This window comes from Bacillus salacetis (assembly GCF_003581585.1).
GTDB classification, from domain to species: Bacteria; Bacillota; Bacilli; order Bacillales; family Bacillaceae_B; genus Rossellomorea; species Rossellomorea salacetis.
In genome coordinates this window covers 13,176-34,514 of the sequence record NZ_QXIR01000038.1, presented here as the reverse complement: position 1 = coordinate 34,514, position 21,339 = coordinate 13,176, and the positions used below count along the sequence as shown (strand labels likewise).

Annotated in this window: 25 protein-coding genes; 21 read left to right on the top strand and 4 right to left on the bottom strand. The window is 41.4% G+C overall.

Going from position 1 to position 21,339, the window contains the following annotated elements:
- The first annotated feature begins 129 nt into the window (after positions 1-129).
- The 15 genes from D3H55_RS20460 (at position 130) to D3H55_RS24760 (ending at position 11,416) form a co-directional block, all read left to right on the top strand.
- Positions 130-567 (top strand): SMI1/KNR4 family protein, encoded by a 438-nt coding sequence (locus D3H55_RS20460; protein ID WP_119549158.1) that lies wholly within the window; start codon positions 130-132, stop codon positions 565-567.
- A gap of 100 nt (positions 568-667) precedes the next feature.
- A complete protein-coding gene (locus tag D3H55_RS20455; RefSeq protein ID WP_119549157.1) occupies positions 668-1,114 on the top strand; it encodes an NUDIX hydrolase in 447 nt (148 codons plus the stop codon).
- 283 nt (positions 1,115-1,397) lie between these two features.
- Positions 1,398-2,627, top strand: a complete 1,230-nt coding sequence (locus D3H55_RS20450) for a GNAT family N-acetyltransferase (RefSeq protein WP_119549156.1) — start codon at positions 1,398-1,400, stop codon at positions 2,625-2,627.
- A 95-nt stretch (positions 2,628-2,722) separates the two neighbouring features.
- Positions 2,723-3,145 (top strand): hypothetical protein, encoded by a 423-nt coding sequence (locus tag D3H55_RS20445; protein ID WP_119549155.1) that lies wholly within the window; start codon positions 2,723-2,725, stop codon positions 3,143-3,145.
- A gap of 73 nt (positions 3,146-3,218) precedes the next feature.
- Positions 3,219-3,884 (top strand): tubby C-terminal domain-like protein, encoded by a 666-nt coding sequence (locus D3H55_RS20440; RefSeq protein ID WP_119549154.1) that lies wholly within the window; start codon positions 3,219-3,221, stop codon positions 3,882-3,884.
- Positions 3,885-3,919: 35 nt separating this feature from the next.
- Positions 3,920-4,927: a phosphotransferase family protein gene (locus D3H55_RS20435; protein WP_119549153.1), complete on the top strand. Its 1,008-nt coding sequence runs from the start codon at positions 3,920-3,922 to the stop codon at positions 4,925-4,927.
- A 79-nt stretch (positions 4,928-5,006) separates the two neighbouring features.
- Complete coding sequence (locus D3H55_RS20430; RefSeq protein WP_119549152.1) at positions 5,007-5,387, top strand: VOC family protein; 381 nt, start codon at positions 5,007-5,009, stop codon at positions 5,385-5,387.
- 199 nt (positions 5,388-5,586) lie between these two features.
- Positions 5,587-6,057, top strand: a complete 471-nt coding sequence (locus D3H55_RS20425) for a GNAT family N-acetyltransferase (protein WP_240628720.1) — start codon at positions 5,587-5,589, stop codon at positions 6,055-6,057.
- A gap of 118 nt (positions 6,058-6,175) precedes the next feature.
- Complete coding sequence (locus tag D3H55_RS20420) at positions 6,176-7,120, top strand: RNA polymerase sigma factor (RefSeq protein ID WP_240628718.1); 945 nt, start codon at positions 6,176-6,178, stop codon at positions 7,118-7,120.
- Positions 7,121-7,126: 6 nt separating this feature from the next.
- A complete protein-coding gene (locus D3H55_RS20415; protein ID WP_119549150.1) occupies positions 7,127-7,471 on the top strand; it encodes a hypothetical protein in 345 nt (114 codons plus the stop codon).
- Positions 7,472-8,428: 957 nt separating this feature from the next.
- Positions 8,429-8,611, top strand: a complete 183-nt coding sequence (locus D3H55_RS25055; RefSeq protein ID WP_240628715.1) for a DUF3784 domain-containing protein — start codon at positions 8,429-8,431, stop codon at positions 8,609-8,611.
- A gap of 188 nt (positions 8,612-8,799) precedes the next feature.
- A complete protein-coding gene (locus D3H55_RS20405; protein WP_119549149.1) occupies positions 8,800-9,363 on the top strand; it encodes a GNAT family N-acetyltransferase in 564 nt (187 codons plus the stop codon).
- 165 nt (positions 9,364-9,528) lie between these two features.
- Positions 9,529-10,140: a hypothetical protein gene (locus D3H55_RS20400; RefSeq protein ID WP_119549148.1), complete on the top strand. Its 612-nt coding sequence runs from the start codon at positions 9,529-9,531 to the stop codon at positions 10,138-10,140.
- A gap of 44 nt (positions 10,141-10,184) precedes the next feature.
- Complete coding sequence (gene ynzI / locus D3H55_RS20395) at positions 10,185-10,397, top strand: small membrane protein YnzI (RefSeq protein ID WP_119549147.1); 213 nt, start codon at positions 10,185-10,187, stop codon at positions 10,395-10,397.
- 98 nt (positions 10,398-10,495) lie between these two features.
- Entirely contained in the window at positions 10,496-11,416 is a 921-nt protein-coding gene (locus D3H55_RS24760) for a hypothetical protein (protein WP_205685515.1), read from the top strand.
- Positions 11,417-11,508: 92 nt separating this feature from the next.
- Here D3H55_RS24760 and D3H55_RS20385 read toward each other — a convergent pair whose 3' ends face one another.
- The 3 genes from D3H55_RS20385 to D3H55_RS20375 form a co-directional block, all read right to left on the bottom strand.
- Positions 11,509-12,054: a CBO0543 family protein gene (locus D3H55_RS20385; protein ID WP_119549146.1), complete on the bottom strand. Its 546-nt coding sequence runs from the start codon at positions 12,052-12,054 to the stop codon at positions 11,509-11,511.
- A gap of 180 nt (positions 12,055-12,234) precedes the next feature.
- On the bottom strand, positions 12,235-13,077 hold the full coding sequence (locus tag D3H55_RS20380; protein ID WP_119549145.1) for an aldo/keto reductase: 843 nt from the start codon (positions 13,075-13,077) through the stop codon (positions 12,235-12,237).
- Between the two features lie 228 nt (positions 13,078-13,305).
- Positions 13,306-14,229: an alpha/beta hydrolase fold domain-containing protein gene (locus D3H55_RS20375; protein ID WP_119549144.1), complete on the bottom strand. Its 924-nt coding sequence runs from the start codon at positions 14,227-14,229 to the stop codon at positions 13,306-13,308.
- Between the two features lie 219 nt (positions 14,230-14,448).
- On the opposite strand from D3H55_RS20375, the gene D3H55_RS20370 reads away from it, so the two are divergent.
- The 5 genes from D3H55_RS20370 (at position 14,449) to D3H55_RS20350 (ending at position 18,476) form a co-directional block, all read left to right on the top strand.
- Positions 14,449-15,942 carry a flavin-containing monooxygenase gene (locus tag D3H55_RS20370; RefSeq protein ID WP_240628713.1) on the top strand — a complete coding sequence of 498 codons (1,494 nt, stop codon included), beginning with the start codon at positions 14,449-14,451 and terminating at the stop codon, positions 15,940-15,942.
- Positions 15,943-16,000: 58 nt separating this feature from the next.
- Entirely contained in the window at positions 16,001-16,927 is a 927-nt protein-coding gene (gene lipP1, locus D3H55_RS20365; RefSeq protein WP_119549143.1) for a LipP1 family hormone-sensitive lipase, read from the top strand.
- A gap of 286 nt (positions 16,928-17,213) precedes the next feature.
- Positions 17,214-17,798: a TetR/AcrR family transcriptional regulator gene (locus tag D3H55_RS20360; protein WP_119549142.1), complete on the top strand. Its 585-nt coding sequence runs from the start codon at positions 17,214-17,216 to the stop codon at positions 17,796-17,798.
- 21 nt (positions 17,799-17,819) lie between these two features.
- Entirely contained in the window at positions 17,820-18,161 is a 342-nt protein-coding gene (locus D3H55_RS20355; RefSeq protein ID WP_119549141.1) for a DMT family transporter, read from the top strand.
- On the top strand, positions 18,162-18,476 hold the full coding sequence (locus tag D3H55_RS20350) for a DMT family transporter (protein WP_119549140.1): 315 nt from the start codon (positions 18,162-18,164) through the stop codon (positions 18,474-18,476).
- Between the two features lie 237 nt (positions 18,477-18,713).
- Here D3H55_RS20350 and D3H55_RS20345 read toward each other — a convergent pair whose 3' ends face one another.
- On the bottom strand, positions 18,714-19,328 hold the full coding sequence (locus D3H55_RS20345; protein ID WP_119549139.1) for an MEDS domain-containing protein: 615 nt from the start codon (positions 19,326-19,328) through the stop codon (positions 18,714-18,716).
- Between the two features lie 220 nt (positions 19,329-19,548).
- Here D3H55_RS20345 and D3H55_RS20340 point away from each other — a divergent pair, with 220 nt between their 5' ends.
- Positions 19,549-21,318 carry an ATP-binding protein gene (locus tag D3H55_RS20340; RefSeq protein WP_119549138.1) on the top strand — a complete coding sequence of 590 codons (1,770 nt, stop codon included), beginning with the start codon at positions 19,549-19,551 and terminating at the stop codon, positions 21,316-21,318.
- The last annotated feature ends 21 nt before the right edge of the window (positions 21,319-21,339 follow it).

Here is a 21,339-nt window from a genome sequence, read left to right as displayed (position 1 = left end):
AGAGCAGTTCTTTTCTTACCTGCTTACCGGAATATTTAAAGAGATTTACCAAGTTATTATTTGAAACCATATTAAATAGCAACAAAATTTATAAAAAGCCTTACAAAAAATAAAATGGAGAAATGAACGATGTGGAAAGAATTTGTCACTGCCATTTCAAATGAATATCACTTTGGAAATCCAGCTTCAAAAACAGATGTTACTCAATTGCAAGTAGAGTTAAATGTTGAATTGACAAAGGAACTAGTTGGTTTATTTAGTGAAACAAATGGGATTTTCGATTATTATCATTGTCCTTTGATCTGGTCAGCGAAGCAAGTGTTAGAAGATAATCTGTTTTTTAGGAACTTTGAAGAATACCAGGACCTCTATATGCCTTTTGATAACCTCTTGTTTTTCTCAGATGCAGGCAATGGTGATTTATTTTGTTATGCTATAACCAAAAATGGAACGATTGAAAAAACCGATATATACGTTTGGAATCACGAGGATGATAGTCGAATTTGGGTAGCATCCTCTTTACAAGATTATATTGAGGGCTGGCTTACAGGCAGGATATCAGTTTGATCAATGTTTCAATTCTTCCAGGATAGAAAAAAATTAATCTTATTTAAAATATTCATTGGGTGAGTCAATTGATGCCATAATTTTAAGGTGAGGGAGTAAATTGAATATACTTAAGAGTAATGGATCAGAATTCATTGAGTTTATTAGTATACAAGAAGAAGAACTGCTAAGTTACCATCCACTCGCGGGTTCATTTGCTGTGCTAAAGTGTGATGGCAAGTATTTAATGTGTTATAACGTGTGGCGAAAACAATGGGAATTACCAGCTGGAGGCAGAGAAAACAATGAAACCCCGAAGGAATGTGCAATCAGGGAACTCTATGAAGAAACGGGACAAATTGTAACAGACCTGAAATTCAGAGGGCTATTAAAGACCAAGAAAACTGAGGATGAAGAAATTAGATATAACCCCGTATACTCTTCAATAACAAGTAAGCTCCAGCCGTTTATAGAGAATAATGAGACTTCCAAAATAATGTTATGGGATCTAAAAGAGATAATCGGCACAATTGATATGGTGGATATTAAGATTTTGGAATTTATCTAAACGTTAAATTACTGAGTATCAACTAGTCATCTAACCAAAGAAGAGAGTGTACATAGGCCATCTGGACAAGTGTTTTAAATATACAGATAATTGCGTAGGGTATTTTGCGGTTATGAAAAATGACTAGCGGAGATGTTACGAGGAAAATCCTGATTAGGCTGCCATATAAGGCGGCTTTTTTATTCTGTAAATAAAGAAATCCACGGAAAATTATGTTAATGTGATTAGATGAAGAAAACTTAAAAAAGTTATCAGTAAGCAGTTTTGGTATAGGGGGAATTGGATGGAGAAACAAATCAGAAAGATAGCCGGGAACGATTACGAGAAGTTTAGCAAGCTAGCCAATTCAGCATTTCAAGGTTTGAATGCTGAAAAATGGCTGGAAAAACACATTGAAGAAACAACCAGGGAGCATTTATTTGGTGTGTTCAAAGGCGAAGAAGTGATAGCGGGAATGAGAACGTTTGATTTTGAAGTGAATTATCATTCTACCCCGATCAATGCCGGCGGAGTCGGTATGCTGGCCGTTGATATGCTGCATAAAAGAGAAAGAAGTGCTTATCAACTGCTGCAGCATTTTCTTCGGATGAATGAAGAAGCAGATACCAATCTTGCCATGCTGTACCCATTTAAAGTGGGTTTTTATAAGAAAATGGGGTTTGGGATCGGGACTAGGAATTATCAATTTTACATAAATCCAGGTGAATTTCCTGATTACAAAGAAAAGCGCCACTTGGTTGAATTAGGTGTTGAAGACAGAGAAAGGGTTCTGGATTGTTACAATAGGGTCTACTCCCGAACACATGGAATGACGAAAAGATTCCCTTTTGAAAGGGAATTGAACAGGCCATTTTGGTTTGGGAGGGTGATTGGTTATGTTGACGAGGGAGAAGTGAAAGGCTATTTTGTGTACAGCATCGAAGAAAAAGATTTATATATTCATGAACTTTTCTTTGAATCCCCAAAGGTAATAAGAGAAATTTCAACCTTTCTGAACAGCCAGTCAGACCAAATCAAACGTGTGATTATAAACTCTAATTCCGAAGAGCTTTTACATTTTGTAAACTCTCCAGAAAGCGGCGAAACGGGCATGGTTGACTTTCCTTCCGCCACTGATAATAAACATGCAGCAAATGCAGGCATCGGGGTCATGTACAGGATCATCAATAGTGTCAACTTCTTCAAAGACCTTCAAGAGAAGAATCATCAATTCAATTTTCGAGCTGCACTATCCGTGAAATTTTCCATTCAAGATCGTTTCTATCCGTCGAATTCTTTTCCATTTACAGCCGTCTTTGAAAATGGGAAAATAGTCGAGTTAAATGAAAACGGTTCTTATGATGTGGAAATAAAAATGGATATATCTGAATTTTCTTCAATGGTGATGGGAGTGGAAAATGCTGAATTCTTTCTAAGATGGGGACTGATGGAAATCTCGGATGAACGATACAGCAGGGAGATTAATTCCCTCTTTTCTACGGATCGAAAGCCTGTCGTTGTGAAAGCATTTTGATGATGGGGATGCAGAAATTCAATGACAGCCTTACTTAGGAAGTGAATTGAAACCTTTTGTATGGGTTTTCGTAAGAAAGGAAAGGAGGGAATTCCATGACAGGTAATACGACATTTTTTTTAATAGGTGCATTTCTTTTATTATTTCTTCTACCATTTTTTGTACTGAGAGATATGAAAAACGGGAAGAAGCCTGCGGACATATTCACTTCCAATATCATGTTGTTTGTATTGTTTCTGGTATCGGTAGGAGAGGTTCTGAGGTCGATTCTTTCCAGTGAGGCAATGGTTCATTTTAATCAAACACTCTTTTTGTTCATTATCATCTTTGTTGTTTCTCCTCTGTTATTCATCCTGTTCTATCACCTGAGAAGCGATATGAAGAAGTGGCGGAATCCAGAAGAGTATAAGTACTATTGGGTCTACAAATTCAGATACATATTCATTACTGTCTTGGCCATTGTATTTGCGGGAGCATTGTACCGGTTCTATCTTATTTATGAAATAGTATTCGGGTGAAGCCGGAGATGTGGATTGGCAGGAGAGTGGGTGTTCCTGGGTCAACTCACATACAAAAGAGGAGGGTGATGGTGTGTACGGAGGCGGATATATGCCAGGCTGGTTCCTGATCGGAGTGCTGTGCGCAGTCATCATATTTGCGGTAGTCATTTATAGGATGAGCAGCGGGAAGGTAGAGATGACACCACGAATATCTGATCGTCTGGAGAGAAAAGGGTTTTATTCTGAAAACCCAGTCAAGATCATGACAAGACCTGTTGAAGTTATCGATATAAAGACGAATTATATTGGAGAGCTGAAAAGGGAATTTGATTCAGTTTTTCAAAAAATGGTTTCTCTGATTCTGCCAGACTACTTTGTTAGAATTAAGGGAACGGACAGCCAGGGCAGGATGGTTGTACTAGTAGAAAAAGATAGAGGAAGAAAAGGATTGACTGGGAGCAGCTGGAATGTACGGATTAGTTCACCTGGATGCAACGACCAATTTGTCATTGATGGAGAGAGCAAGAGCTTCAAAGATTCGGTTGCTTCCTTCACTTTCCAAGGAGCCCCAATAAAGGTGACGAAGCAATATGGAGAGAATGCTTACCATTTTTTCAAGGGAGATATAGAAGAAGCAAAGGTCTCAGTCATCGGTAAATTACCGCCAAGAAGGATATTTATTGATGGCAGTGCTGGAGAATTGCCATTGCTGTTAACTGCCTCCATTATTGAAGCTTTAAAATTATATAAACCTTAAGAAATAATTTACTGCTGAAGAAGGAGTGATACTGATTGAAGACAGGGTGGGAAAGAAGCAAACCGCTTATTCATCCGGACTATCATACAATTACTAAAATGCTGCAGGATTTTCTTAAAGGAACAAAGATCGCAAAGATTGAGATTCTTGGCGGCGGCCTCAGTAATTCTAATTTAAAAATCATCCTCGAAAATGAAGAGACGGTTGTTCTGCGTATCTATAATGACGTTGGATCAAAAGCAAAAATCGAAAAGAATGTATTGGAACGTGCTGCAAACATTTTGCCAGTGCCCCGCGTCCTTTATCATGATTTTACACTGTCGCATATTCAGTATCCTTTTATAATTTTGAATTGGGTGAAAGGTTTTCAGTTATCAGAGCTGTTTTTAACTGGAGATGAATCATCAATATCAAATGCAGGAAGTGAAATTGGAAAACATTTAGCCAAAATGCATTCCATCCGATTTACCTCTCCAGGTTTCTTTGATGAACACCTCAATATCCAGAAGTTTGAGATAACAGGGTCCCCGGCATTCCTCAATCTTATCAATGAAATTATCAATGAAAGGCCAGTGCATGATAATTTAGGGACAGAGATGATCAGCAGCATTAAGAAATTCACATCCGGCCAAGCTCATTTAGTGGACGACATAGGAAATCAATCTTCTTTAATACATAGCGATTTTAATCCATTGAATATACTTATTCAAAAAGAAGGAAGCAGCATTAACATTACGGGGATATTGGACTGGGAGTTTTCGTTCAGTAATTCGCCGTTGATTGATATCGGGAATATGCTTCGGTATGAGAATATCCAAGAGTCCTCATTCATAGAACCCTTTATCGTAAGCTATCTTGCTAATGGAGGTGTCTTACCTGAGAAGTGGCTGCAGAAAGCAAAATTATTGGACAGCATAGCACTATTGGATCTGGTTAACAAAAGTGATTGTGGAGAGGTTCGCTTGCGGGATATCAAAGGCCTCCTGAACAAGACGATGCTGGAGTGGGAATTATATTCCAGTGTTCAAGCAGCCATTAAATAGGTTTGTGCCTAAAGGATTTTGCCATTCAAAAAGAGAACTAATAGAAAGAAGTGAGTTTTCCTAAAGGAGTGAGCAGGGCATGTTTAGTCAAGTCGGTCAAATCATGCTGTATGTCAATGATCAGGATGAAACAGTGAAATTCTGGACAGAGAAATTAGGTTTTACGGTGATAGCTGAAGAGAGTAACAGCCATGGAATGAGATGGATTGAAATCGCTCCATCAGGAAGCGCAGAAACCAGCATCATCCTCCACGACAGGGACTTTATTTCCAAAATGTCACCTGAGTTAAATCTGGGAACTCCTTCTTTAATGTTTTTCACTGAAAATCTCGAGCAATTGCGCAAAGACCTATCATCCAAAAATGTTACAGTCGGAGAAATCGTAAATATGCCGTCCGGCCAGGTATTTAACTTCGCAGACAATGAAGAAAACTACTTTGCGGTGATGGAAAAGAAGTGAATCACTTGATTCTGCCGTTTCTTGAATCAGAAATGGTTTTGTTTATTAAAATGGCTTTTTCCTCTATCGTCAATGAGTGTTTCAAAGTAAAACGAGAGCAGGGTGTCATATGGAGTATCCATGAGACACCTTTTTCTATGTCCATAAAAAGGAAATGGATGTTAAAATGGTCAGTATACGTTATCAAGGGGGAAGGAAAGTGGAATTACACATCAGGGAAGCTGTAAAGAACGATTATGAGGCGGTACATAGAATACAAAAGCAAGTGCATGAAATGCATACAATGGAAAGGCCAGATCATTATAAAATGGCCGATATCACGTTGGACAAAAATTATTTTAATAACTTGATAGATGGCGAAAGTACGAAGGTATTCTTACTTGAGGAAGATCAGACGGTTGCATATACCATCCTGACGATTAAAAACACAGAAAAGAGACCGATTCTTGTTCATAGGAAGGTCATCTATATGGACGATTTTGGGGTGGACATCAACTATAGAGGAAGGGGTCTGGGTAAACTTTTTTTTGAAAAAATAGTCGAGTTCGCACAAAAGGAAAAGGCAGACTCCTTGGAATTGAGCGTGTGGGAATTTAATGAGGGTGCCATAAAATTCTATGAATCCATGAATTTAAGAACGAAGAGCAGACGGATGGAAATTGATTTATAAGTCATTTTCAAGTTGCAGGACAATCACATATGGAATTATATTAATCTTTTTTTAGTAAAAGGTATAATTCTTCCCTTCTTATTCGTTATACATAGTGAGTGAACTAAAGGAGGAAAATATGGATAAATTACAAGGAAATGATATGGTCTCACTATCAGAAAAGAATCGTGAATTAATGGGAGAGTTCAATCAGATCATCAATGAATATAAGGGAGAGTTATGGAGGTATTGCAGGTATTTAACAGGATCTCCTTGGGATGGCGAGGATCTTTTTCAGGAAACGATCATCAAAGCGTTTGGCAGCATTTATCAGCGCTGGCATCCCACAAACCCTAAGTCTTATCTCTACAGGATCGCGACCACAACCTGGATTGATCACTGCCGTAAACAAAAGCGGTTTGTCGGTACTCTGGAAGAAGAGAATATTCCAGTCGAAGATTTCTCGCATAGCTTCGATGCAGAAGAAGCATTAGAATATCTTATGGAACTATTCAATCCGAGGCAAATAGCTGTATTCCTGCTGAAAGAGGTCTTTACTTTTACAGCAAAGGAAGTGGCGGATATGGTCCGCACAACACCCGGCGCCGTCTATGCTACCGTAAGGAGGATGCACACCCGATTATCTGACAATCCGATGAAGGAAAAATCGGATCGTGCCGCTGTGGAAAACACGACAACAAACAAAGTCATCCAGTCCTATCTGAAAGCGCTGAATGAGGGCAATGTAAATAAGGTTCTCGAACTCATGAGCGAACCTGCGCATAATGAGGCGTCGATGGGCTTTCAGGAATTTTCAAAAGAAGAAATGCAATCGGGTTCTATGCGTTATGGCCTTCCCGGCTTCCGTGCTGAGGAACATTTGCTATGGGGGAAAAAGGTCATCGTGGTTTTCCATGATGGAGAAAACGGGCCGGCGATTCATGACATCCAGTATCAAGAGGTTGAGAACGAGAAGATTGTTCTTCATCGCAGTTACTACTTCTGCCGGGAATTTATTGTTGCTGCATTTGAAGAATTAAAGATTCCGCCGCAACTGGATAAACCGGTGGTTGATTGGAAATAAGGAATTTTGAAAGGGCTTGTCCTGGAAAGGGCAAGTCCTGTTATTGATCTGTTTGTAGAGAGAGGTGAAAGCATGATAATGAAATTTCTGAAATTCAATTTAAAGTTATTGCCAGCGTATGTATTTTTAACTCTAGTTTTCATATCAGGTATAGTCTTAACTGCCGATAAGGAAACATATACACAGGATATGGCAGCGGTAATAGCGCAAATTACTGTGGTTCTCCTCATTCCAAACATCATTTATCTCATTAAAAATAGAAAGAAAAGCGGGATTTTCATTGCCTTCTTAGTTATAGTGCCGATTATCCCTCTTCCATTCATCATCATAGCAGGGTTCTTAAGAATTTGAGGAAAAAACCTGATTCTCTTTCTTCTAAGTACAATTACACCATTGAGCGTCTATGCCCACACCGATTGTCTAATTTACGGAATCGACCCCGTCATTGAGCGTCTATGCCCACACCGATTGTTAAATTTACGGAATCGACCTCATTGAACCTCTATGACGAAATCGATTGTTTTAATTTCTGAATCGCCCCCGTCATTGAGCGTGTATGCCCACACCGATTGTCTAATTTACGGAATCGACCCCGTCATTGAACCCCTATGACGACATCGATTGTATAATTTTTGGAATCGACCCCGTCATTGAGTGTCTATGCCCACACCGATTGTCTAATTTACGAAATCGACCCCGTCATTGAGCGTCTATACCCACATCGATTGTCTATTTTTCGAAATCGCCCCCATCATTGAGCGTCTATGCCCACACCGATTGTCTAATTTACGGAATCGACCCCGTCATTGAGCGTCTATGCCCACACCGATTGTCTAATTTACGGAATCGACCCCGTCATTGAACCCCTATGACGACATCGATTGTATAATTTTTGGAATCGCCCCCGTCATTGAGTGTCTATGCCCACGCCGATCGTCTAATTTACGAAATCGACCCCGTCATTGAGCGTCTATACCCACATCGATTGTCTATTTTTCGGAATCGCCCCCATCATTGAGTGTCTATGCCCACACCGATTGTCTAATTTTCATAATCGCCCCCCTCATTGAACCCCTATGACGACACCGATTGTCTTTATTTTAGAAACGACAACCTCAAAAATCCTCAATAACCCCATAGGTTCTCTAGTTCCCGGAATCCACCACGACAAAGAGCCTCTCTCACATTTTCAACCATTCAGAACTGGTATCTTTCAAGTTTATTCTCATTAATCTTTAAATAATGAAACCTTTTTTATCCATTTTCGTAAATATTATTATTTACATCATGTAATGGGAGGTTTTGATCGTGGATTACGGTTTATTAGCTATTGGCGTCGCTCTTTTGCTTGTTTCGTACCTGGTAGCCGTGAAGAAGCAAACATGGTTGTTAGCTGGATTCAATGAAAAAAACATCAAGAACAAATCATTATTGGGAAACGTGGCAGGAGGATTATTTTTTCTGCCTTTAGGATTGATTGGTTATCCATAGTTTCATTGATTATGCTTATGAAAGCACAGTTCTTCTTGTTGCTATGTTGAGTTTGTTAGCCATTACGTATATTTATATAAATAGAAAATTGATGAACTAGAATCCATTATTGAATGGTAAGCAGAGCACTGAAACGAAGAATTACAAGTATATAATGAAAAAGGGAAGGATATGGGGGAGAAGGCTTTATGCATATTGAACAAGTCAGTCATTCTAAGCTTAATGAATACGCAAGAGTCTCTATAGCCTATGAAATAAAAACCGTACTGGAGATTTGCCCCATAGATAATGGGTTGGGGGGGCTTCAGCAGGTTGAGAAAACATGCACTCCTTACGTAAAAGACTATGATCTATTGCCTGATTGCCACCCTCTTAATTGGAAAGACCAGTTTGAACTGGATACCTGGGGGATTTTCATCGCAGTTGAGAACGGTATGCTTGTTGGCGGGGCTGCCGCTGCGCCTGAAATGGAAGGCTTCAAAAAAGACTCGGCCGTGTTATGGGATTTGCGTGTTCATCCTGACGCCAGAAAAAAGGGAATCGGAAGGAAACTGCTGGAAGCAATAATCCATTGGTCCAAGGAACGTGGCTGTAAAACTTTGTCGGTGGAAACTCAAAACGTGAATACACCTGCATGTAGATTCTACTCTGCCAATGGATTTGTTTTAGGAACCATTGATCAACAGGGGTACAGCCAAACCAACGTCGAAAATGAGACAAAGTTGATTTGGTCCAAGCATCTGGAGGGTTAGTGTGTAATACAGCTCCAAATAATTAAAGGGAAATCATCAGCTGTTTTCCCTCTCTTTTAATCAGTTTACAGAGCACCCAAAAGTGTATATTCTGCGAAACTGGAAGGAGATATAAAACCAATATATGTTAAAATAGGACCAGCAAAACATACAGGGGGTGATACAATGAAAAGGATGCGATTTGAACCACCAACTAATCATTACGATCATAAATTAGAAGCAGTGGATGAGCAGATTTGCCAGTTAATTCATAAGCGAAAGGAAATTTCCAATAACAATTCTGGCTTTCCGACGAAAGAGCTCATATTGAAGTGGTCCAAGAAATATAACTTTTATGAAGACTTTTTGAATAGTACATTTTCTCATTTTTTTCATGAAGAGGTATATAAGCCAGTTGTTGAACCTAGAGGTTTCCAGAAGAATGTCCCTGTTTTGAAATCATTTGAAACAGATGGGACATTTTATACCGTCACCTTTGTCAGGCAGTACCGAAATGCAAGTATTGTCCATTTTACCATGGACAAAGAAGACTCAGAACAAGGTCACCGTGATTTTGAGGATCATTCTTATTTTGACCTCTCCATCAGTGGTGGAAAGACTGACTATGATTGCCGGAATAATTTTGGCGGGGGGTCTGGAACGCATCATTCCTTTACATATACTGTATCTCCGGCTTTGCCCGAGAATCTTTCAGACATTACGTTCATCTTTCAAGAACTCAAATTACCATTCCAAAAACCTACGGGGGTTGAATTTGAGATTTGCTTAGGCAAGTAAATATTCACTAGAAGAAACCCTCCTTCAGGAAAGGGGTAATGCGGATGAATCCTGACAAACAAGAAAGAAAACAAAAACTTAGGAAAGTACAGAGCTTGTATAGAAAGAATAAGTACCATTATAAAGAGAAAGAATATAAGGTTGGAACATGGGGATCCATCATCGTATTGATATGTGTAGTTTTATTTTTCTTTCTCTTTATTATGAGTATGCTGTTTGATATGGGTGTACAGCTCCCGGATATATTCGGGATATAAACGAATGATGATGGTTCTCGCTGATTAGGCTGATGAAGCCTCAAGATTTATTAGTTGTTGCGAGAAGTTCGGATATATAAAGCAGGGAGTGTCTTATTTTGAAAAAATTATTCAATCTGGCTGCGGCCATTCTTTTAATTACAGCCTTGGCCGGGTGCTTTGGGGAAGATTACGATGTTGGTGTTCCCACTGCATTTTTACAAGTGGAAGTGGGGATGCAGAGCCAGCGGACACAATTAGCGGAAGCGGCTGTTGATTGGAGTTCTTCCAGCGGCGATGTAAAGAAGGAAATTGAAGAAGATCATTTAGAAGAATATGGTTTATCACAGGAAAAGACCATTACAGTGTTTACTAACCAAAAAGGTTTTTTGGACTTTGAAGAGAATGAGGAAAATGGAGGAGATATCTGGACGGATCCAACGATAACGGCTGCCCTTTGGAATAACGGTGAGCAGATCGACCTCGAATTGAATGATAGCAGAGAATTTCAATTCCCGGACATGGAGGGGAATTTTGTACTGGAAGTTAATTTCATTGATTCCACGAACGAAGCGCAGTATGCCGGGAACATATTAATCAAAGAAAGACCCGAGCAAACCTTTGATGAGTCTGGTGATCTCCCTGATTTCACCATTATGGAAATGCCCTCGATACAAAAGGGAGATACAGGACTTAATGGTATGAATATTGACTTTAGTTATACCGAAGTCTGCTGGAACAATTGTGAAAACAACAATCTGTATAACCACCCTGAAATGCATTCAGCCGATGTTGAAATAGGTGACAAGATATCGATCGATTGGCATACGATGAATCCGAAACCTGACGAAATAAATTTACTTCAAATCAATACAGAAAACTATGAAGTGATAAAAACGAAAAGGCTGGATAGGGAGAATACTCCTTTTGATATGGAAGTTGATGAAGAAACGATTGATCAGCAATTTGCCGTTGAGTTCCTGTGGAAAAAAGGTAATGAATTGAAGGGAAGAAGCATGTTGGATTTCCGGTTGGAATGATGATTATAGAACAAGAAGACTCGTCAAGTTGACGAGCCTTTTTGTATTCAAGTCAGAGATGGAACACTTCAGAAATTGTTATCTATAAGCATTTATCTTTTGCTTTTTTGCAAAACCTTTTCAAGTAGTGCCTTTATGAGAATTGCTTTGAGAATATAGATTGGTACTGAATAGGAATATTCCCAGTTGGTCAGTTCGTAAATATTGATTTTGACAAAGAATGGTTCAGCTATGTAGGAATTAAAAAGTGACATAATCAAATTAGCAGCAATGAACGGTTTCCATCTTGTGAAATATTGATATATCAGCATGTGCATAACTGGAAGGACGCTTATATCTATCGGGTTAAGCCGGGGAACAATGTTAACTAGTTTAATTGGGTAATTCCACAAATCCAATTCACTGCCGATATCATCCAAATAAATGATAAGGATTGATAATAATACACCAAAAAGCCAAATTTGTTTAATCCTTGATTTATCTACAAGGAACCACCAGACAATCCAGGGCAATACCAACAAGCTTAATAAGAACCACCATTGGGGAGTTAGGAAATCTTCATGAACAAAGTTTTCCAGCCTCATATCGGTCAGAAGGTTATCAACTTTATTAATATCTTCCTTTGTTGGGTAACCCATGAATATCACTCCCCTTTACTTCTATAATCTATTCTGTTCCAAAAAGAGTCATTCTATTAGCTCTTGAAGAAAAACATGCAAGAACCAGAAGCAGTCAAAATGAGATACACTGCAGTAAAAAGTCTCTTCAAAATAAACTAAAGACTCACCAAATCTGGCAAGTCTTTTCGTAGTTACCTCTTAAAATTCTTCATAAACAGCAGGATCCTGGTCGTTGAGCCGGCCATCTTCCCTGGAAAGCCCCGCAATTGTCTCCATGTCTTCTTTTTCTAATGAAAAGTCGAAGATGGACAGGTTCTCCAGCTGCCGTGCAGGGGAGGATGACTTGGGAATCGATACGGCTCCCAGTTGATAGTGCCACCGCAGAACCACCTGGGAAATACTTTTATCATATTTCAAAGCGAGTTCTTTTAAAGTTTCGTTTTGGAATACCTCTGAAGCACGATAAAGGGGGCTCCATGACTCTGTCACGATACCATTTTCCTCGTGCCACTTTCGCTGTTCCTCCTGATTGAAGAAAGGATGAAGTTCAATCTGATTGATGCTTGGCATGACCCCGGTTTCTTCTTCCAGGCGTTTAAGGTGCTCCGGCAGGAAGTTGCTGACGCCGATTGAGCGGACCAGACCCCATTTCTTCGCATCGATTAACGCCTGCCAGGCATCTACGTATTGCTCCCTCTTAGGGTTTGGCCAGTGAATGATATATAAATCATAATAATCAAGGTTTGCCCTGTAAAGTGATTCCTGGATGGTGGTGACCGCGTCATCATATCCATGGTATCTGCCTGGGAGCTTGGAAGTGATCTTCAACTGTTCACGCGGGACGGAGGTGCGGCGGACCGCTTCTCCCACTGTCCCTTCATTTTCATAATTGTAGGCTGAATCAATCAAACGGTAACCGTTATTGATGGCGTGCTGGATGGACGCTGCACCTTGGTTCCCTTTCAATTTGTATGTACCGAGACCCATAACAGGGATGCGGTTTCCATCATTCAATGTAATTTCCGGAACTTGTATGGACATTTATTCATCACTCCTTTTGAATTGTATTTTACTGGATTGACGTCCGCGATGCCGGGATCTTGCTCATGGACAGGCAGCGGCTGCTGGTATTTTATCTGCAATTATGGCGATTTATCTTCCTGGCGACAAAATCCTGCACCACTCAGAGTAATGACGAAAGGTGGTTAGCACGAAGGAGTTTGGAAGCAGCACCGCATCTTTTTTTACATCACCTGTCCACGTCACTCATCAGCTATTTATGATACTTACAATTTTCTCCCGTGCATCCTTGGCTTCCGGAAAGGGCATCACGACAAATACATGATTCATTTTTGGATATATGAATGTTTGGTGTTCAATTCCGTCATTGGTCAATTTTGCAGCAAACTTAAGGGCATCTGGATATAGCCCTTCATGAGTCCCGACAAAATGAGTGATTTTACCCAAGCCGGTAAGATCACCGTAGATGGGGCTGATGATAGGGTCATCCAGACGTTTATCCGCTGCCCATTTTTTGGTGATGACTTCCATCCCTCCTGCAGACAGCATGGGGTCCTTGCTTTCATACTCGGGAATACCGGGATTATCAAGGCGCATATCCACGCATGCGGAAAGAAGGATGATGTCCTTTGGCTGCTTAATTCCTTCTATTTTCAATAGCTGAGCGAGACCGAGGGCGATGTTTCCACCAGCTGAGTCTCCCATCAGTGTCACTTGTGCCGCATTTTCCACCTTTGCAATGATATCTTTGTAGATGTTCAACAATTTCGGGTAGGTGTGCTGGTAGTTGAAATGAGGGACCTTCGGGTAGATAGGGGCGACGACTTTGGCATCCAGAGACTGTGCCAATCGATCCATGAACTTCCAATGAAGACTCAACGGCTGGTTGACCCACGCGCCGCCATGGATGTAGAAAATCACTCTTTGATTCGGCGCCTCATGATCATTCAAGGTGAACACCTTGATTTCTTCGATAATTTCTTCTTTAACTTCACTTGCCAGCTTCACTTTTCCGAGGGAGTAGGGCTTATTGTTTTCCAATCCTGTCCGCTGGACGTAGCGGGTAGTATGTTCAACGGTTGAAAACCCTCGTTTTGTGTTGCGGAGGGCTAAGAATTTTTCGAAAAGATAGCTGTGAAGCGACCGCTTTTTATCATGAGTGATCAGCGTCAGGTCTAAATCCCCTTTCTGTTGTACATATAGTTCAATATATTTATTTTACCAAATGATTACCATAACAGATGTAAAAATATTGAAAATTTCGATAATAACTGATAAACTCCTTTAAAAAAGAAATTTCTCCATTGAAGGTCTGAATATGGGACAGACCTCAATAAATTTGTAAAGAACTGTAAGCGTTTACCTGTTCATCAAAGAAGAGGAGATGATGAGTTGGATCAGAATATTATTGAGCAATCAATGACAAAAGCCAGAATTATCATTATCGGAACGGGTTTTGCGGGAATAGCGGCTGCGGTGAGGCTGAAGCAGGAAGGCGAACAGGACCTCATTATACTCGAACGGAAGGGAGATGTAGGAGGGGTATGGCGTGATAACCATTATCCAGGCTGTGCCTGTGATGTGGAATCACATCTCTATTCCTTTTCGTTCGCCCCGAATCCCCAGTGGAGCAGGGTGTTTTCTCCCCAGCCGGAAATCCACAGCTACTTGCAGGACTGTTCGGAGAAATTCGGTCTGAAGCAACACATCCGCTTTCATCATGAAGTCAAGAGGATGGACTGGCAGGAGGACCTGGGAGAATGGCGGATCGAAACGAACCAGAGTATATTCTTCGCCCAGATTGTCATAGGTGCATTTGGCGCGCTCAGCAACCCCTCCATTCCCAAATTGGAAGGGATGGAAAGCTTCAGGGGGGAAATATTTCATTCAGCAGAGTGGCCGAAAGACTTCCAGGCACAAGGAAAAAGGATTGCTGTAATCGGCACGGGGGCTTCCGCCATTCAATTCATTCCGGAAATCCAGCCTGAAGCTGATGCACTGCATGTTTTTCAGCGGACGCCTCCTTGGGTGGTCCCGAGGCTCGACGGACCGATTCCTGAGGAAAAAAAGGAATCCTTTAACCGGTCGCAGCTCCTTCAAAAGATGGAAAGGCTGAAAATTTATGTGCAGCGGGAAGTGAGGGTCATAGCCTTCAGGAATCCCAAATGGATGAAAACCATGGAAAGCATCGCGAGGCACCACCTTCATAAAGCGGTAAAAGATCCTGACTTGAGGGAACAGCTTACACCTGATTACCGGATCGGTTGTAAACGGATCCTGCTTTCCAATTCCTATTATCCCGCATTGGCCCAGGCAAACGTGGAAGTGAACACATCAGGGATTGCAAAGGTCACTGAAGATGCAGTCATAGATTCATCCGGCAGGACCATAGCCGTTGACAGCATCATTTTCGGAACTGGCTTTCAAGTGACGGAGCTGCCTTTTTCAAAGTACATCTATGGCAGGGAAGGGCGGACCCTCAAGGAAGAATGGCAGGGCAGTCCCAAGGCGTATATGGGCACCACCGTTTCCGGATTCCCGAACTTGTTCCTGCTTCAGGGCCCCAACACAGGCCTTGGCCATTCTTCTGTGATTGTGATGATCGAGGCCCAGGTGGAGCATATCCTTAAAACCCTGAAACATATGAAAAAACAGAAGCTGAAAACCATTGAACCCAGACCGGATGCCCAGGAACGATTCATCAAGGAGACTAATCAGTTGATGGAAGGGACGGTCTGGACATCGGGAGGGTGCAACAGCTGGTATCTTGATGAAACCGGCAGGAACTCGACACTTTGGCCAAGCTACACCTTTTCATTTAAAAGAAAAGCAGCTAAGCTGAAACGTAATGATTATGCAGGCAGCAAAGGAATCAATGTAAAGTAAGACCAATAGGTATTGGCTTGGAAACGAACAAATTGAAAGTCTTAATGGAGGGAAATAAATGGCTGAGTTAAATCCGAAAATGAACTATTTTTTAAAGAATTTCCTGCCTGACTATCCGGCAGGCTACACACCATCACTGGAGGATATTCGTTCAAGGGCTCGAGTGAGCTTCGGAGCAGCGGAGCATGTCCATAAAGTGGAAGATAGGACCCTACAAGGACCGGAAAGCCAGCTTCCGATCAGAATTTATACCCCGGAAGGAGACGGTCCCTTTCCTTTGGTCGTCTTCTTCCATGGCGGGGGTTTTGTTTATGGAGATTTAGAGAGTCATGATGCCTTGTGCAGAGGAATAGTCAATGCATCACAGCAAATCGTAGTGGCCATTGAGTATCGTCTGGCTCCCGAGAATCCCTTCCCGGCAGCGGTGCATGACTGCCATGCTGCAGCAAAATGGGTATATGAAAACGCGGATGAATTGAATGGTGATCCTTCCAGGCTTTCGGTGGCGGGAGACAGTGCAGGGGCCAACCTGGCAACCGTTGTCTCTATGCTGGCAAAAGAAAAAGGGGGACTATCGATTAATAAGCAGGTCCTGATTTACCCAGTCACGGATTCCTTCAATCCGGAAAAATATGAATCTTACAGGGAAAATGGCAGGGGGTATTTCCTGACCTTGGAGAACATCGGTCTGTTCAGCAAACTTTATGTTCAAAATGAAGAGTTCGCCCTTCATCCGCATGCTGCCCCGATGAATGCAGAAGATCTAAGTGGGTTGCCGTCTGCCTTAGTGATAACAGCTGAATATGATCCTCTCAGGGACGAAGGTGAAGCTTACGCAGGACGTATGAGGGAAGCAGGCGTGCCTGTAACACTGCGAAGGGAAGAAGGCCAGATTCATGGATTCTTTAACTTCTTCAGCCTGATGGATTCCAAGGAAGATATACAAGAAATCTATGACTCTATTGGTTCATTCCTTAATGGATAGGAAACAACTGTACAGGAGATGAAACAGCAGCGATATTCAGGGCTGCTGTTTGAATTGTAAACGCTTGTTTATACAGGCGTTTATTTATTTGGTGAAGCTTGATCGCAAATGGAAAGGGTGTTGTGGCTGGTGATCGGCCATTTTTTATATACGACTTTAGAGATACAATGGCTGCTGCAATAATATCGACCTAGTGCCTAATGCAGCACTCGCGACACCAAGGTTTGACTTAGTAAAGAGTAGATGCTAAAGTTACCTTACGACCGTTCGGAAGGGAGATGCATGAATGTTAACTGCCAATCAAATTAAAGCTGTTTCTCTGAAGCATTTTGCTCAAAATGGATATGAAGGGGCATCCCTGTCACATATAGCGAATGATGTGGGGATCAAAAAACAATCCATCTATACTCATTTCAAGGGAAAGGATGAGATTTTCCTGGAGCTTTGCAAGGATTCATTCCAGCAGGAGCTTGCAGATGTAATGGAATTCATCAACCGTCATTCTGCTCAGCCTATTAAGGATCTATTGTACGGTTTTCTCAAACTCGGCATTGAAAGATATGAGAAGTATGATTCTACCAGATTCATGATCAGGACTGCCTTTTTTCCACCGCAGCACCTTAATGCTGAGATAATGAAGGATGTATATGGTTACTTGGACAGGTTAGAAGAAATATTCTTCCCGGTTATCAAAGAGGCGGCAGAAAATGGAGAAATCAGCTCTGAGATAGAAGTATATCAGGCAACGTCTGCATTCCTTGGTGTGCTGGACGGCATATATGTTGAAATGTTGTATGGTGGTCCCGAGCGATTGAAGAAGCGGCTGGATGCTTCATGGTACCTTTTTTGGCGGGGATTATCGATTCATTAAGATGGAACAGGAGGGTTTGCGATGAGCCGGAATTGGGCTTATGTTATTGCAGCGGGTGTTATTGAGGTGATGTGGGCGGCAGGGTTGAAGTATTCCTATAATTTCATCACATGGGCAGCAACGCTTTTTCTGATCTACCTGTCTTTTGTCATCCTTATAAAAGCGACCACTAAATTGCCGGTTGCCACTGTTTACGCGGTTTTTACAGGAATAGGGACGGCGGGCACAGCCCTGGTGGAAATCCTGATATTCGGGGAACCATTCAGCTGGTCAAAAGTATTATTCATTCTTCTGCTTTTGACAGGTGTCCTGGGCCTGAAATTGGTTACTGATGACTCCAAAGAGAAAGAGGGTGCTGTGTAAATGGCCTGGGTGTATTTAATTCTGGCTGGTGCTTTTGAAGTCGTTGGCGTAACTGGGATGAATAAAGTCAGCAGGCACAAAGACATGCAATCCTATATTATATTGTTCTTAGGATTCCTTTTGAGCTTTGGCTTTCTTAGTATGGGCATGGAGACTCTGCCTATGGGAATGGCCTATGCAGTGTGGACCGGGATCGGCACTGTGGGCGGGGTAGTGATCGGCATGCTGTTTTATGAAGAATCAAAAGACTGGAAACGAATCTTGTTCATCGGATTCATCCTGACTGCCGTATTGGGATTGAAATTGACATCATGAATTGAGCTGGTTATTAATAAAACAGTGGCAGCATTGCCTCTATTAAACGTAGGATAACAAGACGGGGATGGGAACCTGTTGATTGTCCGGATAACGGAAGGTGAAACGCTTGTCTATGCAGGCGTTTTTTTAAGTAAATCCCTATTAAACTGGATAGGGAAATTTCACTGCAATTTCAGAAGACCAGGCAACACCCCTGCTTTCGTTATGACTGGCCTTCAAAGGGCTCTAATATCATTAGAAGGAAAGTTTACGGCCAGGGTCTTCATTAAGCAGACTAACGGCGTCACTTCCCCTGTATTTGTACATGACCGACCTTACTAAATCTTCATCTGTCATGATGTGAGGGTGGGATAAAGCTAATGTCTCATGCAAACCCTCGGGCATTTTTCTGCCGTCATAAGCACAGACTAGAGTCAGGTCTTTTTCAAGTACCACGTGATCAACTGCCTCTTCGAAAAAGTCGACAATGTGGGATGGGTTTTCCAATGTACCCCATTCCACATTAGTCCAGGTCCGAAAAGGTATATCATTCTTAAAATAAGGGGTTAAAGCTATATTCATCTGTTCATAAATTGCCGGAGGATGATAGCTGCCGCTGGATTGGTAGAACTCATAATTGTTTATCCTGTTGACTTTCTGCATTTGCTTGTCAGTCAACCTCTCTTTTAACAAAACCTCTAATACCATTAGATTTCTTTCACTTTCAATTAAAAGGACAGATTCTCCAGATTCCACTCCATCAACCAAGTAATCCATGACATTCTTCATATAAGAGTCTATTTCTTTGTAACAATAAAGAATGTGAGTGCAAGTGTTGCTATTCACATGCTTACATACATGTTTTGACATTGGGACACCTTCCTTCTCTTACCCTACTACTTCGTGACTCATTGGATAAAACCTTTTAATTTAGGTAAAAGGACTAAATTTAAGGAAATAGGAACCGTTGGGGTTGTCTTCAATAGGATAAAGGACCTTCTTTTCGGATGAATTTCACTAAAGCGGGGATTTTCTTTGTCGATACTTGTAGAATGAAAGAGTAGATGCCAAGAAGGAGGAGGGACAGACCATGGATTTTGCTTTATTATTGTCGATTGCCATAATACCATTGATTATCTCATTATCACTAATGCTCCAATCCAGATCGCCTTTATCCATCGGCTTATCACTATTTTTGCTCATGTTGAGCTTTTGGCAGGTGGAAATTGCCCTGCTATATTCTCATCAAATTTTATCACTGGACACCATAGATAGTTTATTCAGGATCTTCAGGGCAGGACCGATTATGATTATGCCGATCATCTATTTCTTCACCTATTATTTGGTGAGAAATAATCCTGGAATGACATATTATAAAAAGTTCTTTAACCGGAAGCTGTTTTGGACAATGATTTCTTACAGTGTGCTTGTCTATGCAATCAACTTTACCTCTTCCGGTGTTCAATCCTATACATGGATGCCGTCGAGGATGCTCTCACACCCGCATCTTTTACCGGTATATGGTTCATTTCATATTACCTATATCATCAATATTATCTTAGTCTTTGTCCATACGGCTTTCCTGCTGGTGATTTCCTTGAAACTGGGGGATCGTTACTACAGGGCCTTTTATCAAAAGCTTGTGATCGGAGCCGTTTTCATTTTTGTGAATGGCGTAATAAGCGGTTTTGGAACGCTCCCTTTATACATCTCCAGTTTCAATTCCATTCTTGTGGCCGTTGTTTTGTTTCTGGGTTTCTTCCAAATGCAAGCCCAAAATTTGAACCAAGCCAATCAAAGCCTGGCCAAGCAGAGCAGTTTGCTCGAAGAAATCATGAAAAACAATCCGAACTTCATAACCGTTCTCAACAAGGATAATCGGATCATTAAAATGAATGATGCAATGGAGTCCCTGCTCGCCTGCGGGAAGGAAGAGGTAGTGGGACAGGATTTTGATAGGATGAAAATGGCCCCCTTCAACCTTGAAATACAGGAAGGGGAGACGGTGCGCATCAACTGCCGGGACGGAGAGAACAAGTATGTTCAGTGGGGCTCCAAAGTGTTGAATCAATTTGACGAAGAGTCATATACTCTATACTTCGGGGTCGACTTGACCAATCAAAAAATGAATGAGCAGCTGCAGCTTTCTTCGGAAAAATCTAAAGTGATTGGCGAGCTGTCAGCAAGTATCGCCCATGAAATCCGCAATCCTTTGACGACCATCCGCGGATTCATCCAGGTTTTGAAAGAGAGAAACAATGAACCTCAATATGAAAAAATCATTTTAGAAGAAATCGACCGAATCGATGAGGTGCTGAAAGAGATGCTGCTTTTGGCAAGGCCGGAGGCACAGCCCCAAGCTGAAAAAGGCATAATGAAGATTGATGTCCACAAGGAGCTCTGCAACATCAAAATCCTCTTTAATGCCGTGGCAGCTGAACAGAATAAAGAATTGATCCTTGTTAACCGACTGGACAATGACCGGCTGGCTGTATTCAATCCTTCCCACTTCAAACAAGTCATGTTGAATATCTTAAAAAATAGTTTTGAGGCAACGGCTGATAAGGGTAAGATAAAAATAAAGCTGGATGAAACAGACGGAAACATCCGGATCCGGATCATTGATAACGGGAAAGGGATTTCAAAAGACAGACTAATGAGGATCGGGGAGCCGTACTATACGAATAAAGAAAAAGGAACGGGAATCGGCTTGACCATTTGCTTCAAATTGATCAATGATTATTCAGGGGTCATGAGGGTCTTTAGTAAAGTTGGATGGGGAACAATTACAACTATCCTGTTAAAACCCGCATCTCCTGAGGAAGAAAAGGAAGCTGAGAGTAAGAGTTTACAGGTTTAATAATAATAGACTGAAAAGGGG